Genomic DNA, 14,658 nt, shown 5'->3' on the forward strand with positions numbered 1-14,658 from the left:
AGAAAATGGAAAAAGATAACATTGCAGTAGGTCTAGATATTGGAACGACAAAGATAGTTGCCATGATCGGCAAGAAGAACGAGTATGGAAAGTTGGAAATTTTGGGTATTGGAAAATCCAAAAGTTTAGGAGTTGCGAGAGGAGTTGTAAACAACATTACTCAAACTATTCAGTCCATTCAGCAAGCAATACTTGAGGCAGAAAACAATTCAGGTTATAAAATAAAAGATGTTGTTGTGGGTATCGCAGGACAGCACATCAGAAGTATTCAGCATACAGATTACATCAGCCGTAATAATCCGGAAGAAGTAATTGGCGAAAAAGATATTCAGCTTTTGATTGACCAGGTAAATAAACTGGCCATGTTACCGGGAGAAGAAATTATTCACGTTTTGCCACAGGAATTTAAAATCGACGGACAATCTGAAATCAAAGAGCCAATCGGAATGTACGGTGGAAGATTAGAATCTAGTTTTCACGTAGTAGTTGGGCAGGCTTCTTCGATCAGAAATGTTGGAAGATGTATTCAGAGTTCAGGAATCGAATTATCAGGATTGACATTAGAACCATTAGCTTCGGCAGATGCCGTTTTAAGTCAGGAAGAAAAAGAAGCAGGTGTAGCGCTAATTGATATCGGTGGCGGAACAACAGATTTGGCCATTTTTAAAGATGGTATTATTCGTCATACAGCAGTAATCCCTTTTGGAGGAAATGTAATTACAGACGATATTAAAGAAGGTTGTTCGATTATCGAAAAACAAGCAGAGCTTTTAAAAATAAAATTCGGATCAGCCTGGCCGGGAGAAAATAAAGACAACGAGATTGTTTCTATTCCGGGTTTAAGAGGCAGAGAACCAAAAGAGATTTCGCTTAAAAACTTATCTAAAATTATTCATGCCCGTGTGGTAGAAATTGTAGAGCAGGTTTTTGCAGAAATTAAAGCTTATGGACACGAAGATCCCCGTAAAAAATTAATTGCAGGAATTGTTCTTACCGGTGGTGGAGCTCAGCTAAAACATATCAAACAATTAGTAGAGTACATTACAGGTATGGATACCAGAATTGGATATCCAAATGAGCATTTGGCAGGAAATTCAAGCGAAGAAATTTCTAGTCCGTTATTTGCAACCGCAGTTGGTTTGGTAATGAACAGTATCGAAAATAGTACTCAAAGTGCTGTTAGAATGGAGATTGTAAATGAGCAGCCAAAAGTGGTTTACAGAAATGTTCCTCCGCAAGTGCAACAACCTGTACAACAACGATACGAAGTAGAAGAAAACTACGTTGAAAGAGTAGAAACTATTGAGGAATCAAGAGAAGTCAGAAGTAATGCCACTAAAGAAGAATCTACTGAAACTAAAATTAGAAGATCATTTTTTGACCGATATGTCGATAAAATCAAAGATTTTTTAGACAACGCAGAATAGAATAATAAAAGAAAAGGATTACTTTTTTGGCCCCAAGTCAAGAAGTAAAAAATGTATTAAATAAGAATTTCAAAAACCAAAAAGATGATGAGCAACTCAGAATTTGGAAGTATTTCATTTGATTTACCAAAAAACCAATCAAATGTTATCAAAGTAATAGGTGTAGGTGGAGGTGGTAGTAATGCTATCAACCACATGTTTAAACAAGGTATTAAAGGCGTTGATTTCATCGTTTGTAATACTGATTCACAGGCACTACAGAACAGTTCGGTACCGAACAAGATTCAGTTAGGTATGAACTTAACAGAAGGTCTTGGAGCAGGAGCAAATCCTGATGTAGGACAGCAATCTGCTATAGAAAGTATCGCTGATATCGAAAAAATGTTAGACCGTGGTACTAAGATGGTATTTATTACCGCTGGTATGGGTGGTGGTACAGGTACTGGTGCAGCTCCGGTAATTGCACAATTGGCCAAAGAAAGAGAAATTCTTACGGTTGGTATCGTTACTATTCCTTTTCAGTTTGAAGGAAAAGTGCGTCAGGAGCAAGCGCTTTTAGGAATCGAAAAATTGCGTAAGCAAGTCGATTCGCTAATTGTAATTAATAATAATAAATTAAGAGAAGTATACGGAAATCTTGGTTTTAAAGCAGGATTCTCTAAAGCGGATGAAGTTTTGGCAACAGCCTCAAGAGGTATTGCCGAAGTAATTACGCACCACTATACTCAAAATATCGATTTACGTGATGCTAAAACTGTTTTATCAAACAGCGGAACAGCAATCATGGGATCTTCTGTTGCAGCGGGTGAGAACAGAGCAAAAGAAGCTATTGTTTCAGCATTAGATTCTCCGTTGTTAAACGATAACAAAATTACAGGAGCCAAAAACGTATTGTTGCTTATCGTTTCTGGATCAAACGAAATTACATTGGATGAGATTGGAGAAATCAATGATCACATTCAGGTAGAAGCAGGTCACAATGCTAATATTATCATGGGAGTTGGTGAAGACGAAACTCTTGGTGATGCTATTGCCGTGACTATTATTGCAACAGGTTTTGATGTTGAACAACAAAATGAAATTGTAAACACAGAACCTAAAAAAATCATTCATACGCTGGAAGATGAGCAAAGAAGTGTTCATAATTTATCGAATAAATCAGTTACTTCTTTTGATGTAAATGCAGAAACACCTACTGCAAAATCTGAAGAGAAAATTGTTTTTGATTTAATGGATGACGAAGATACCGAAATGCCGTTTACAGCTACGCATGTTGCTCCAGTTGAAGTTGCTCCAATTGAAGTTGCACCAGTTGCTATTACACCGTCAATGAATGTTGCAGGCAATCCACCAATGAATGTTACCAGCAATCCATCAACGAATGTTGCAGGGAATAATCCATCGATGAATAAGGAAGAATTAGTGGTGATGTCTGAGTTTATCAAAAACCTTGACGTAACTTTCGAAATTGTTTCGCCTATTACAGATATTGATTTTACTATTACGACTCCGGAAACTCAAACTTTCCAGAATATACAACCAGTTCAGCAAGTTCAACAAAGAACTTTTGAAAGAGAAGAGCAAACGACTTTCTCATTCGATTTGCCTCTTTTTAGATCAGAGCCAGAAGTTAAAAAAGAACCGGTTGCAGAACAGGAAAATAAAGTTTTATTCGAATTATCGAATGAGACCCGTAATATAAAAGTAAATGATCCGGTGCAATTTGTTCCGGTAACAGAACTTTCAGATAAAGGAATCATCAAATATTCATTAGAAGAGTATATGGAGGTTGAGAATGAGTTAGTAGCATCAAAACCTGTTGATAAAGTAGTAGAAGATGTAATTCCTGCGGAATTGAATATCACTATGAAACAAAAAACTGATTTTGCAAGTGAAGCTCACTTTACAACAACTTCAGAGGTTTCTCCGATGGAATTGACAATCGAGGAAACTTTACGTTTGAGAGCCGAAGAAAGAAGAAAGAAACTAAAAGAATTTAATTATAAATTCCATAATAATGTTTCAAGAATTGATGAACTTGAAAAAGAGCCTGCTTACAAAAGATTAGGTATCGATTTATCAAATAATCAATCAAATAATAACAATTCGAGAATATCAGTTGGAACAGATAGTAACAACGATTTGCAGTTGCGTTCAAACAATTCATTTTTGCACGACAACGTAGATTAATTTTACAATCCTAATTATAAAGATAGCCCGAAAATTGGATTTAATTTTCGGGTTATTTTTTTTATCTTCGCACAGAATTTAAAATTTGACTTCTGTACTTAACTTTTAAAGTTAATTTTGTTGTCAGTTTCCGGTGAAGTCCGGAATACACTTTCAAAAAGTCATATCAATTATAGGTAGTACCTATTTAAATAAAAAAATAAGATGAGTTTACAAACATTAATCATGGACGAGATTAAAACCGCCATGAGAGCAAAAGATACTGTAGCATTAGAAGCATTAAGAGCCATTAAATCTGAAATGTTATTAGCTGCAACTTCATCAGGTTCTAAAGAGGAATTAACAGAAGACGATGAAGTTAAATTACTTCAGAGATTAGTTAAAACCCGTAAAGAAAGCGCTCGTATTTTTACAGAGCAAAATCGTCCTGATTTAGCAGAGCCGGAATTGGCTCAGGTTGCTGTAATCGAGAAATTCTTACCTGCGCAATTAAGCGAAGAAGAAGTAGAAGCTGTAGTTGCAAAAATTATCGCTGAAACCGGAGCTTCTGGAATTGCATCTATGGGTAAAGTTATGGGATTAGCATCTGCACAATTAGGCGGAACTGCTGAAGGAAAAACTATTTCTGCAATCGTTAAGAAACTTTTAGTATAAAAATATTAGATTTTAGAGTTCAGATTTTAGATTTCATTCAGTAATCTAAAATCTAAACTCAACAATCTGCAATCAAAAAGACCGCGTAGTTCAACTGGATAGAATATCAGATTTCGGCTCTGAGGGTTGGGGGTTCGAACCCCTCCGCGGTCACTACGTAAAGCTTCAGATTTCTCTGAAGCTTTTTTCTTCTTTTTATCTTTAATTACGTTCACGAGCGAGGCACTCGCACTAGCTGGGAGTTTCGTTTCAGATTTCGGTCGTTTCAGCTTCACTTCATTAAACTTTTTTTCTTCCAAAACACTTTAGACTGTTGTAAGGACGCAATACTTAGTATGATTTATTCATGTAATCTAAAAATTGAAAGCTAGTTCTATAATTAAAATTGCAATTAATAAAACAATACCAAAAATCATAAGAAATATGGAACTCCAATATAATTTCAAATTCCAATAATCTTTAAAATATTCATTGGGGTTATCTTTTTTATGCCAACTTTTGGTTTTTCTTTGCCTTTGTATCGATTAAAATAAATTGAAAGACAAATAATTATCATTGCTAATAAAACCTTTATTAGTTTAATCATTTCTGTCATTCGACTTTAATTTTTTCTGCGTGTCTAGTCTAATAATTAACCCGATTAAATTCGGCTGTTTCTCGTCAACGGAGCTATACACCATAATGTTCTCACACTACAGGTAGTTTGGGATTAAATTAAGCCCTGTTTTCGGATTTGCTAAATCTTCCAAATACATACCAATTTTTCCATTAAGCCAAATTGTTTGTAGCGTTTGTTCGGAGCTGGCTTTTTTATCTATTTCTCCCTTTAACCCATTTAAAACTATCAAATGTTTGTTGCACATAATATTCCGCTCTTTTAAACGTATCTAAATTAATTGTTATATGATGTTGTGTTCCATCAGAAATCGTATATGTTAGATTATCATTGTATAAAGTTGATAAAACTAACATTAGACTTTCAATATTTTTTTCATTTTGCCCTTTCCCTCTCATTCTATCTTCTATATGTTGCCAAGAATGCCTTATATCTCTTACGTGAGGGAATTCATTGTCAAATTCATCTTTAAGAATAGTTAATTTTTCTCTTACATCGTCAGGAATAAAAGGTGTTTTATTCTGTTTAGTCATTACAAAAATAGTATTGGCGATTTTCACTATTGCATCTAGAAAAGAATGAGCATATATAAATAGAAGCCTTTGAAATTGATCTAAAGGTATTCCGTCAATTGGTTTTCTATTTTTAATATCTTCTAGAGTTATTTTAGAAATAAACTCTTTTGTATTTTCGTACATACTTAAAGCAAGTGAAGCGTCTTCTAAGAATTTTTTGATTGGTTCTAAAAGTTGATCATAAACATCTCTTCCAATACTAAAATACTCATCAAGCTTTTCTTTACTAGTTTCTAGTATAATTTCTTTAAAAAACTTACTTTCATCAATAATTTGAGGATTTACAGTTCCATAATATTTGTCTAGTATCTTATCAATTTCTTCGGTTTTTAAAATAATAGTTTGGGCTATTAATGTTAATTGAATATTTAGTTTTGGTGAATGATAAATATTAAAATTCATATACTTATATTTTAATTTAATGATTTTTAGTTGATTCTGAGGTAAACTAGCTAATAACTAGTTTATATGTGTGACAAAATCACACAAAGCAATTTAAATTTGGGAAGATATGTGTACTAAATTCATACATTATTTACTTTCAAATCTATATCTTTTTTTACTACAAATTATCAAAAAGACTTTTAATCTGATTGATGATCTTTACCGATTACATGAGTGGCTATGCAAACAAAACCAGAAGAAAAAATCAATATGCGCATTTTAAAATATTATAATAATCTTTAATAATCTGGCTAGGTAATTGAATGCTTCCAGCAACTAATACGAAGCTCCATAGAAATCTGAAGTTTTTTTTGCTTACTTACCTTTTGAACGTCTCGTCTTATTCACGAACGTGATAATCGTGCTAAAGGAACGGGTTCTTAAATGCTACTTTCGAATTCTTATTCCTTGTTCTTGTAAATTTAATAATGCTAGAGTTTCTGACATATCTTTTCCTTTAGAAGAACAAAAGTCTATCAAGTCATATTCTATTGCACGTAGAATACTTTCGGCTTTATCGGAAATATCTTTAATTTTATTAAGCAATTCCTCTTTTATGTTTCCAGCATTGAAATCTTCTTCGTTTCCAATGATAACTTTGTGAACCAACCAATTCCTTTGCTTTAAAAAAGCATTTAATTCATCTTGCAATGACAAATTATATAGTTCCTCATTAATTGCAATTTTAATAGCCTTGCCTAGAGTATAACTTTGGTTTTGCTTTAAAGATTCATCCGCTCGCTCTTTTGTTTCTGTGGGATTCATTTTAAGAGTAATTGAATAACTCAACGCTTGTTCAACCATTTGGATTTTCAATACAGCTTCTCCAACAAAACAATACAAATTAATTTCATTGTGGTTGGCTGGTATTTTTGTAACATTTTTTTTCATAACTGGAGCTTTGTTTTGATTAAAATCAGCAATTATCTATTTTGCTATTTATTTAATCAAAGATATCTCTTTAGTACGCAGTGTTTTTGCGTAGTAAAAAATTTAATGAATATACGTAACCAATCATGCGGATTTGTAATCCGTGCTTCTAAAACAGATCTTAATAGATTAAATTTAGTCCTATTATTCCTTTGCTGACAAAGACAAGACTTGAAAATTATTTTCAAAAAGAATTTTTTAATAGATATTTTAAGAGGTAAGTGTAAGAATCATGTAATAATCCTCAAAAAAACGGTTAGATATTTGAATACTTCCCGCTACAAATTAAAAGAAATACAGCTAAAATTATCGCAAAAGACTGTTAGGTTTAGTTTTAATTATTTTTAAAACTTGGAATCCAGTCTTTTACAAATTTAATATAATCACCAATTGGCATATCTTCAATATCTTCAGGTGTATGAGTTGATAGAAGAGTAATTTGTAAATCTTCTGTGAATTGATTAAAAGCAATCCAAATTTCTGTATAAGGAGAAACTGTGTTTGTAGTATTAGCAGACATCCAATTTCTTACTTTCTTGATTAACGTTTTAGGATCATCATCATGACTTGAAATATCTTGTCCTGCAATGTCAGAGATAACTTTTTGATAATGGTAACGTTCTGTCTCTAAAATAAGTATTTTTTTTGTTTTCAATAATTTGTTGCCATATTCACTTGCGCCAATATCTAATCCCAATTCGTATGGCATATTGAATCTTGGTAATTCTCCTTTAGTCATTGCTTTACTTCTTGATAAATCATGGATGCCATATTTACAAGACTTGATATGATGCTTAATTTGATTTATCCTAATGTTAGAAGACGAAAGAGTCTGAGATAAAAAAGGCTGTAGTTCAAGATAAAGTGTTGAAAAGACTAAAGCCCGTAATAAGGGGGTATATTCACCATCAAATGGACAATTTATAAAAACATTATTTTCAAAAGCCATTCAGTATCACTATTTATTATGACTATAAGAAATGCGGTCTTTAATTTGGCCAGTATTTGCATGCACGACAACTTCACCTGTTTTTTCTGAAGCTTTTTCTTTAGCAAAGTCTACAGCTTGCTCAACGGTTCTAAAAGATCTTGTAGCTCTTACATTTCCTTCTGATACTACTGACCAATTTGAGTCAGTAGAAATCACATGGTATTTTGCAATACCCACGGAATGAGCTTTTGAAGCTACAGACTGACCAAGTTTTTTTGTATAAATTGACTTCCTTTTCATTTACCAAATATATTAATTAATTTTCAATTATTTAAGAATAGCGGTCTGAAAATAGTAGCTAACTTTCCAGTTACATATTTTCATTACAATTAAAATCCAATATAAAAATCATCAATCAAAACCCCTCAAATATTGCGATTAGGTCTGATTTTTCCCATCTCTGTGAAATAATTAGTATAATACTGAAAATCGTAGGGTTTGATATATTGTAAAATATATCTGCAATCAGACTTTCTATTTGTCGAATACTTCTAGTATTAACATAAGTGTAATTTCGGTGGGCTTACTGATTTATTGAATTAATGAAAACATGTCTAATAAATATTAATTTTAACTTCAAACTACCAATTAGGCTTCGTTCAGAATCTTTAGATCTTCCAATAAAAGGTTCGAATTCTATACCGTCAAGGTCACAAAACAAAAAAACACTCAAAGCGAGTGTTTTTTTGTTTTGTATTAAATTAGTTTTTGAATATAATCTTAGTTAGATAAATTTTTACCAGGAAAATATCATTTTATTTAAAAAACTGTAATCTATATTCTTTAGGGGTGATTCCTGTAATTTTCTTAAAAAGTTGCGTAAAATGTGAAGCTGTGTGAAAATTAAGCTGATAAGCAATTTCAGCAATATCTTTACTGGATTGAAGAAGTGCCTTGCTATAATTGATATCCATTTCGTTAATCCACTGTTTTGGTGATTTTTGAGTTACATTTTTCACACATTTATTAAGGTAATTTTCTGTAACAGACAGTTTATCGGCATAAAATGTTACTCTTTTTTCATCTCTGTGATATTTAAACAAAATATCCCGGAACTGAAGAGACAAATCCATAGGACGAGTAGCTGATTTATGATGACTATCAGAATCGGTACTTAATATTTTAACCAAAATAAGATGAAGCATAGTAATGATGATCTCATTTAAATTCAATTCGTTAAGCCATAATTCCTGCTCCATAATGGTAAGCAGTTGTTTAATCGTTCCGTAAGTAAGGTTATCCAAATTTAAGAAAGGAGGCATAAAAAAAATGCTGGTTTTATGTTTGGGTAATTCCTGTTCAGATACAATATTGTTCTCATAGGCTAAGAAAAAACCTTGGGCATCATCAGATAATTCTATGGTTGCTGTAATTGTTCCTTGTTTGATAAAAATAACACCTCCTTTTTCTACATTATATTCTTTATTCTCCAGATACTGTTTAATATGTCCGTTGGTAATAAACAGAACAAAATTAAAAGTGGTACGGTACGGAACTACAGGCATAAGAATACCTTTTAGATAATCTTCAAGCCTGTAAAGCTGTATATCTGCATTATTAGAAAGTATTTTTTCTGTAATGTTAGGAAGGAAAAGTTTTTTATACTGAAAATTAGAAAGTGTTTCCATGTTAATTATCCTATTAAAGATCGTGCAAATTTAATAATGAATATCATTTAAAATTTATAAAATATTCCCATTTTTATCCCAAAAGGATTTCCCGGAGTATAGGTAATATCAGTAATTGGAGCAGCTTCATTTTTCAATTGGGTTTCTGTAGCAAATTGAGCTTCATTCCATTTTACATCGAATAAGTTATTGATTTGAAAATTAGCGCCCCATTTTGCACGGTTGTAGGAAAGTATCAAATCATTTACAAGGTAAGGTTTTGTTTTGAGACTATTGTCCTCAACTGCAGGTCTTTCACCTAGATAGCGATACTGTAATCCTATAGAAAAGCCTTTCAGAAAATCCCAATTTAAAGATCCGGTACTCGTAATTATTGGTGCTAACGGAATATAATCTTCTCCTTTTTGTTCCTCCATTAATCGGGCATGAGAATAATTAACATCAGCATTTAAATACAGATTTGGTAATGGCTGGTAGCGAATACCTAAATCAAAACCATAACGTTTTGATTTACCCGAAGGTTCCACAACAGCATCATCACCTACGTAAACAAACTCCTGTTGCAGAAATAAATACCATACTGTTGGTGTAATAATCAATGATTTTAAAGGATGAAGTCTTGTTCCAAAATCACCCCCAATAGAGTATGGTAACGTGTTACGTCCGTTTTGAGGAATCACGACTCTCATATCATTAGAATGAAATCCCATACCAGTTTTTAATAACCATACAACTTTGTCACTGGAAGCATAAGATAAATTAAGCTTAGGACTCAGTCTGGTTGCTTCTGATGATTGTCCCGATGGCAATTGCTCCTGATCCAGTAAATCATGCATGTTGAAAATAAAATGATCCAGTCTTAGCGCCGGAGCAATAGTCCATTTTCCGGTTTTCCATATCAATTCTGAGTAAGCGTGCAAATTGGTTTCTACGCCAGTAACATCCATCTTTTTATCCAATAATAAATCTCTGTGGTAAACATGATTGAGCTGCAAAGTTTGAATATCGTCATTTCGGAATCCAATTCCGGATATCAATTCAAAAGAACTATTAGGAAGGATAAAATTTTTGACATGTTTAAATTCACCGCCATAAATATTTCTGCCATCTTTTTGTTGAATTTCATCTCCATGAATAGGATCATTTAAGAAAAATGTAAAATCAGAATAAAGATTAAAATTATACTTAGAGTACCAGGCCATCGCTTCAATATGCTCTGATGGAGAAATGATATGTTTAAAATTCATCTGAACATTGCTGCGAGAGGTGCTTCCGCCTTCGGTAGGATCAATGCTTCCCCAACGATCGATAATTCCTTCATTTATGGCGCGTTCCGGATTTTGTCCTGAAGCATTCCAGGAAGAATTAAATGTAGAAAATTGGATATTGAAGTAATCATTATCTGTTATCCACTGGTTGTATTTTCCAAAGATATTAACCCTGTTGAAATTTTGTTTTACATCAAAAGGCCCATCGGTGTAATTGTATTCTGTTGCTAAATAGAAATTTTTCTTGTTGTCAGGATCGTTTATGATATTGAACATTCCCAGAATTCTTTTTGTATTAAAAGAACCTGCTTCGAGTTTAATCATACTGTTTTTTAAAGCTCCATAAGTTTTAAAATCTACATAACCCGCAGTATTAAAATCTCCTCTGTCAGCATAATAGGCTCCTTTTCCAAAATCGATATTATTAATGGTTTCTGGAATTACAAAATGTAAATCTGAGTATCCCTGACCGTGAGCATGAGATACAATATTTACAGGCATTCCGTCTACATTCACACTAACATCCGTTCCGTGATCTGCATCAAAACCTCTTAGAAAAATTTGTTCTGCCTTTCCACCGCCGGCGTGTTGGGCAATAAACAAACCAGGAACTTTGCGTAACAAGTCCTGAGCTGAGTTTACCGGAAATTTATTAAGATCAACCTTTGTGATATCTGAAAGAAATGAAGTGTGATTGATAATTATTTCGGAAATCTCAATAGGTTTACGCTGAAGAAAAATGACTTTGTTTTCATACTCAGTAGTGCTATTAACAGCCAATTTCTGCTGATCATATCCCTGATGACTAATTACAAGTGTATCCGGAAAGGATTGAAAGTGCAATTTGAATGAACCATCTGGTTCTGAATGGGTATGTGTGTTTCCGTGATTGTATTCTATCAAGACATTTCCTATTGGAAATTTGCTGTCTGTATCTTTAAGGAAAGTTTGCATTTCACTTTCTTTCTTCTGTGCTACAGACGCTACACTTATCATTAAGAGAAGGAAAACTATTGTATTTTGAATTCTTGTCATTTTGTTTTTTAATATAATCCACAAAATCTGCTTGCAAAATCTTCAGGCAGATTTTGTAGATTTTTATGTTTAATGTGACTCAAAAGTCTATTATCAGTAAAAGCTAGAATCCAACCATCATACCTACAGCAATACGATTAACTGTAGAAGTTTGTGTATCGGTATTGATGATCTGTTTCGCGCCGGCATCATATTCTAAACCTATTAAGAAGTTCTTTGTGATATCATACATAGTATTGATAGAAGCAGAAGGTAAAGCAATTCGCGTATTCGTATTCGAATTATTGTTAACAAAATCTGCCGTTGAATTATCATTTATAATTTTACTGTTTACAAGCGAAACAGGAGTTGCATTATACGTCATGGTGGTATAACCTACAACTAAATTAGAATGCAGTCTTTTATTTTCTCCAAAGTAATATTCTATGCCTGCAGAACCCCCATAAATAGGGACGGTTTTAAAATTGCCATTCTGGTCATAAATAGCGTCATACATATTTCCTGCACCTCCATTACCAAACAAGGCACCGGATAAAGTATAAGAGCCTCCTATACCAGAACCAGCAACAGCCTGAGCCATAAAATAACTCTTTTCATTCAGCATGGTTTTGTAATTGGCATTAACACCCCATCCCATTGTCATAGCATTATCATTTGTGTCTTTTTCATAACGAAGCGTACGTCCCATAAAGGCTAAACGCAAGTAACCTGTTTGATCATGCAGTTTTTTGGTAAATGCTACAATTGGGTCTACAGAAAACTGACCGGGAGTAACTCCGCCAGCGATCTTAAGATATTCAGAAGAACTTTCGATACCACCTTCAAATTTCCACGATTTGTCGGCACCAAAATCATTGTAATATTTAACCTGTAGATGACGCGCCCATGTACCGCTATTAGGTCCTTCCCAGTCCAGCGTATTGTACCAGCTTGGAACACCGTTACCAAAGAAAGTCCAGTCCTGACCTATGTGCCAGTGATTGTAATCTACGTAAGCAACTCTCAATTGTAGGTTACCGCCCGCGCCGGGAGCGCCCCACCATTGTGCTTCGACATAGGCAACTAACGGACCTTTTGAGAATCCATTATAGGTGGTTTTCCATGCCAACTGTGTTTGGTACATATTAAAACCTGCATTTTTTTGATCGATTTTATTGTAAGGATCGGCTGAATTTAGGTTGAGTGACTGAGAATTCATGTCATTACCTCCTAAATTTAAGTAGCCATTTAATTTTAAACGAGGAGAAAACTCCATTTCATAAAGAGATTTTCCATCATCTGTTTTTTGTTGAGATGGAAAATTAATTTGTGCTTGTGCTGTATAACAACCAATAACAACCAAGAATAAAAATGCGAACTTACTATTTTTCATAATTGCTTTATTTTAAGTATAAGGTAATTTTGATTTCTAAATTCAATAAGAAACAACCGTACTTGCCCGATGCTAAATACTTTTTTAGTTTTTTTTTTTTTGAATAAAAAATTACTAAAGAAATAAAGCAGAAGGGTAAGGGGAGAATAGGATTATTCCCCCTTTGATAAATTATATTTTGAGTTGAATGTTATCAAAATGAGGATATACTCATCTAATTATAACTGTTATATTTTTAGAGGTGTTCCTTCTGCATTTGAAACCACTACATCAATTTGGATTAAGGCATCTTTTTGTAATGCTGATACACTAACTGTTCTTCGTGCAGGAATACCGCCAGGGAAGAATGTTGTATAAACCTCATCTACAAGGTCGCTATCTGTGATGTTTTTAAGGAAAATATTAACCTTAACTACATCTTCCATACCATGTGAAATACTTTCTAAAATTGCTTTGATGTTTTTTAAGCATTGTTCTGCCTGCTCTTTTACACCTCCGGCTATCATTTTACCCGTTTTTGGATCGATTGGTAATTGAGCTGAAAGGTGATTATAATGTGAGAATGCTACGGTTTGTGTAGACAAAGAATTCTTTGGTGCATTTTCGGTATTGTTTGCTTTTATGACAATTCCGTGCCTGTCTTCGATAGCTTGAGGAGGTGTTCCGTCTCCGTGTGATACTACTGCTTCAATTTGAACCAAAGCATGCATAGATAAATCCGAAACGGCAACGATTGTTCTTGCAGGAACATAAGCTACAGCTCTGGCAATAGCAGAGTCAGGAAAAAATGTTGCATAAACCTCATCTACAGCTTCAATGTCTGACAGGTTTTTAAGAAAGATATTAATCTTAACAATATCATCAAAAGGAATATCAATACTGTTTAAAATTGTTTTGATGTTTTTTAAACACTGTTGAGTCTGCTCTTTTACACCTCCCGTTATCAATCTGCCCGTTTTTGGATCGATTGGTAATTGAGCCGAAAGATTATTATAATGAGAGAATGATACTGTTTGCGCAGACAAAGTACATATAGGTGCATTTGCCGTGTTATTGATAAGTTTTATCAGATTACCTGCCTGTGGTGCATTAGGAATTGTACCCTCGCCATTCGAAACAAGCGCTTCAATTTGTACTAAAGCATCCAAAGGTAAAGCAGCAACTGCAACTGTAGTTCGTGTTGGAACATAAGTAGGGAAGAATATGCTATAAACTTGGTCTACAGTATCAATATCCTTGATATTTTTAACGAATACAGTGATTCTAACGACATCATTCATAACATGATCGATGCTCTCTAAAATTGCCTTGATATTTTTAAAACACTGTTCAGCCTGTTCTTTTATACCACCAGCTACTATTTTGCCAGATTTTGGGTCGATTGGTAATTGAGCCGAAAGATTATTATAATGTGAAAACGCTACAGTTTGTGAATATGGTCCGATACTTTTTGGTGCATTTTCGGTATTTCTAGCTACTAATGAGTTTATTTTATTTGATGCCATTTTGTTTATTTTAATAATTGGAG

The 14,658-nt window shown here is 33.5% G+C and carries 11 protein-coding genes and 1 tRNA gene; 4 read left to right on the forward strand and 8 right to left on the reverse strand.

All coding sequences use genetic code 11. The features are described 5' to 3' along the window. The first annotated feature begins 5 nt into the window (after positions 1 to 5). The 4 genes from ftsA (at position 6) to ACIDC4_RS12450 (ending at position 4,424) form a co-directional block, all read left to right on the forward strand. Positions 6 to 1,427: a cell division protein FtsA gene (gene ftsA, locus ACIDC4_RS12435; RefSeq protein WP_230035427.1), complete on the forward strand. Its 1,422-nt coding sequence runs from the start codon at positions 6 to 8 to the stop codon at positions 1,425 to 1,427. Between the two features lie 84 nt (positions 1,428 to 1,511). Then, positions 1,512 to 3,617: a cell division protein FtsZ gene (gene ftsZ / locus ACIDC4_RS12440; RefSeq protein ID WP_412042879.1), complete on the forward strand. Its 2,106-nt coding sequence runs from the start codon at positions 1,512 to 1,514 to the stop codon at positions 3,615 to 3,617. 204 nt (positions 3,618 to 3,821) lie between these two features. Continuing rightward, the gene (locus ACIDC4_RS12445) at positions 3,822 to 4,271 is read left to right on the forward strand and encodes a GatB/YqeY domain-containing protein (RefSeq protein ID WP_230035431.1); all 450 of its coding nucleotides are present in this window, start codon (positions 3,822 to 3,824) and stop codon (positions 4,269 to 4,271) included. Positions 4,272 to 4,350: 79 nt separating this feature from the next. Then, positions 4,351 to 4,424 (forward strand) — tRNA-Arg (locus tag ACIDC4_RS12450). 657 nt (positions 4,425 to 5,081) lie between these two features. Here the strand turns inward: ACIDC4_RS12450 and ACIDC4_RS12455 are convergent. From ACIDC4_RS12455 to ACIDC4_RS12490, 8 genes are all read right to left on the reverse strand, one after another. Then, positions 5,082 to 5,864, reverse strand: a complete 783-nt coding sequence (locus ACIDC4_RS12455; RefSeq protein WP_412042880.1) for a hypothetical protein — start codon at positions 5,862 to 5,864, stop codon at positions 5,082 to 5,084. 429 nt (positions 5,865 to 6,293) lie between these two features. After that, on the reverse strand, positions 6,294 to 6,797 hold the full coding sequence (locus ACIDC4_RS12460; protein ID WP_412042881.1) for a hypothetical protein: 504 nt from the start codon (positions 6,795 to 6,797) through the stop codon (positions 6,294 to 6,296). A gap of 373 nt (positions 6,798 to 7,170) precedes the next feature. Continuing rightward, positions 7,171 to 7,785, reverse strand: coding sequence for a hypothetical protein (locus ACIDC4_RS12465; RefSeq protein WP_412042882.1), 615 nt, complete (start codon positions 7,783 to 7,785; stop codon positions 7,171 to 7,173). Between the two features lie 9 nt (positions 7,786 to 7,794). Continuing rightward, positions 7,795 to 8,067 (reverse strand): DUF2188 domain-containing protein, encoded by a 273-nt coding sequence (locus ACIDC4_RS12470; RefSeq protein ID WP_412042883.1) that lies wholly within the window; start codon positions 8,065 to 8,067, stop codon positions 7,795 to 7,797. 515 nt (positions 8,068 to 8,582) lie between these two features. Then, entirely contained in the window at positions 8,583 to 9,455 is an 873-nt protein-coding gene (locus tag ACIDC4_RS12475) for a helix-turn-helix domain-containing protein (RefSeq protein ID WP_412042884.1), read from the reverse strand. Positions 9,456 to 9,502: 47 nt separating this feature from the next. After that, positions 9,503 to 11,758 carry a TonB-dependent receptor gene (locus tag ACIDC4_RS12480; protein WP_412042885.1) on the reverse strand — a complete coding sequence of 752 codons (2,256 nt, stop codon included), beginning with the start codon at positions 11,756 to 11,758 and terminating at the stop codon, positions 9,503 to 9,505. A gap of 103 nt (positions 11,759 to 11,861) precedes the next feature. After that, positions 11,862 to 13,130: a hypothetical protein gene (locus ACIDC4_RS12485; RefSeq protein WP_412042886.1), complete on the reverse strand. Its 1,269-nt coding sequence runs from the start codon at positions 13,128 to 13,130 to the stop codon at positions 11,862 to 11,864. Between the two features lie 227 nt (positions 13,131 to 13,357). Further along, positions 13,358 to 14,635 (reverse strand): RidA family protein, encoded by a 1,278-nt coding sequence (locus ACIDC4_RS12490; protein WP_412042887.1) that lies wholly within the window; start codon positions 14,633 to 14,635, stop codon positions 13,358 to 13,360. Positions 14,636 to 14,658 lie beyond the last annotated feature (23 nt).

The organism is Flavobacterium sp. C3NV, assembly GCF_046825355.2.
Classification (GTDB): domain Bacteria; phylum Bacteroidota; class Bacteroidia; order Flavobacteriales; family Flavobacteriaceae; genus Flavobacterium.

Excerpts from the sequence above, each read along its gene's own strand:
- ACIDC4_RS12490 (WP_412042887.1), bottom strand. The coding sequence starts at position 14,635 with ATGGCATCAAATAAAATAAACTCATTAGTAGCTAGAAATACCGAAAAT.
- ACIDC4_RS12480 (WP_412042885.1), bottom strand. The coding sequence starts at position 11,758 with ATGACAAGAATTCAAAATACAATAGTTTTCCTTCTCTTAATGATAAGT.
- ACIDC4_RS12465 (WP_412042882.1), bottom strand. The coding sequence starts at position 7,785 with ATGGCTTTTGAAAATAATGTTTTTATAAATTGTCCATTTGATGGTGAA.
- ACIDC4_RS12485 (WP_412042886.1), bottom strand. The coding sequence starts at position 13,130 with ATGAAAAATAGTAAGTTCGCATTTTTATTCTTGGTTGTTATTGGTTGT.
- ACIDC4_RS12475 (WP_412042884.1), bottom strand. The coding sequence starts at position 9,455 with ATGGAAACACTTTCTAATTTTCAGTATAAAAAACTTTTCCTTCCTAAC.
- ftsZ (WP_412042879.1), top strand. The coding sequence starts at position 1,512 with ATGATGAGCAACTCAGAATTTGGAAGTATTTCATTTGATTTACCAAAA.
- ACIDC4_RS12470 (WP_412042883.1), bottom strand. The coding sequence starts at position 8,067 with ATGAAAAGGAAGTCAATTTATACAAAAAAACTTGGTCAGTCTGTAGCT.
- ACIDC4_RS12460 (WP_412042881.1), bottom strand. The coding sequence starts at position 6,797 with ATGAAAAAAAATGTTACAAAAATACCAGCCAACCACAATGAAATTAAT.
- ACIDC4_RS12455 (WP_412042880.1), bottom strand. The coding sequence starts at position 5,864 with ATGAATTTTAATATTTATCATTCACCAAAACTAAATATTCAATTAACA.
- ftsA (WP_230035427.1), top strand. The coding sequence starts at position 6 with ATGGAAAAAGATAACATTGCAGTAGGTCTAGATATTGGAACGACAAAG.
- ACIDC4_RS12445 (WP_230035431.1), top strand. The coding sequence starts at position 3,822 with ATGAGTTTACAAACATTAATCATGGACGAGATTAAAACCGCCATGAGA.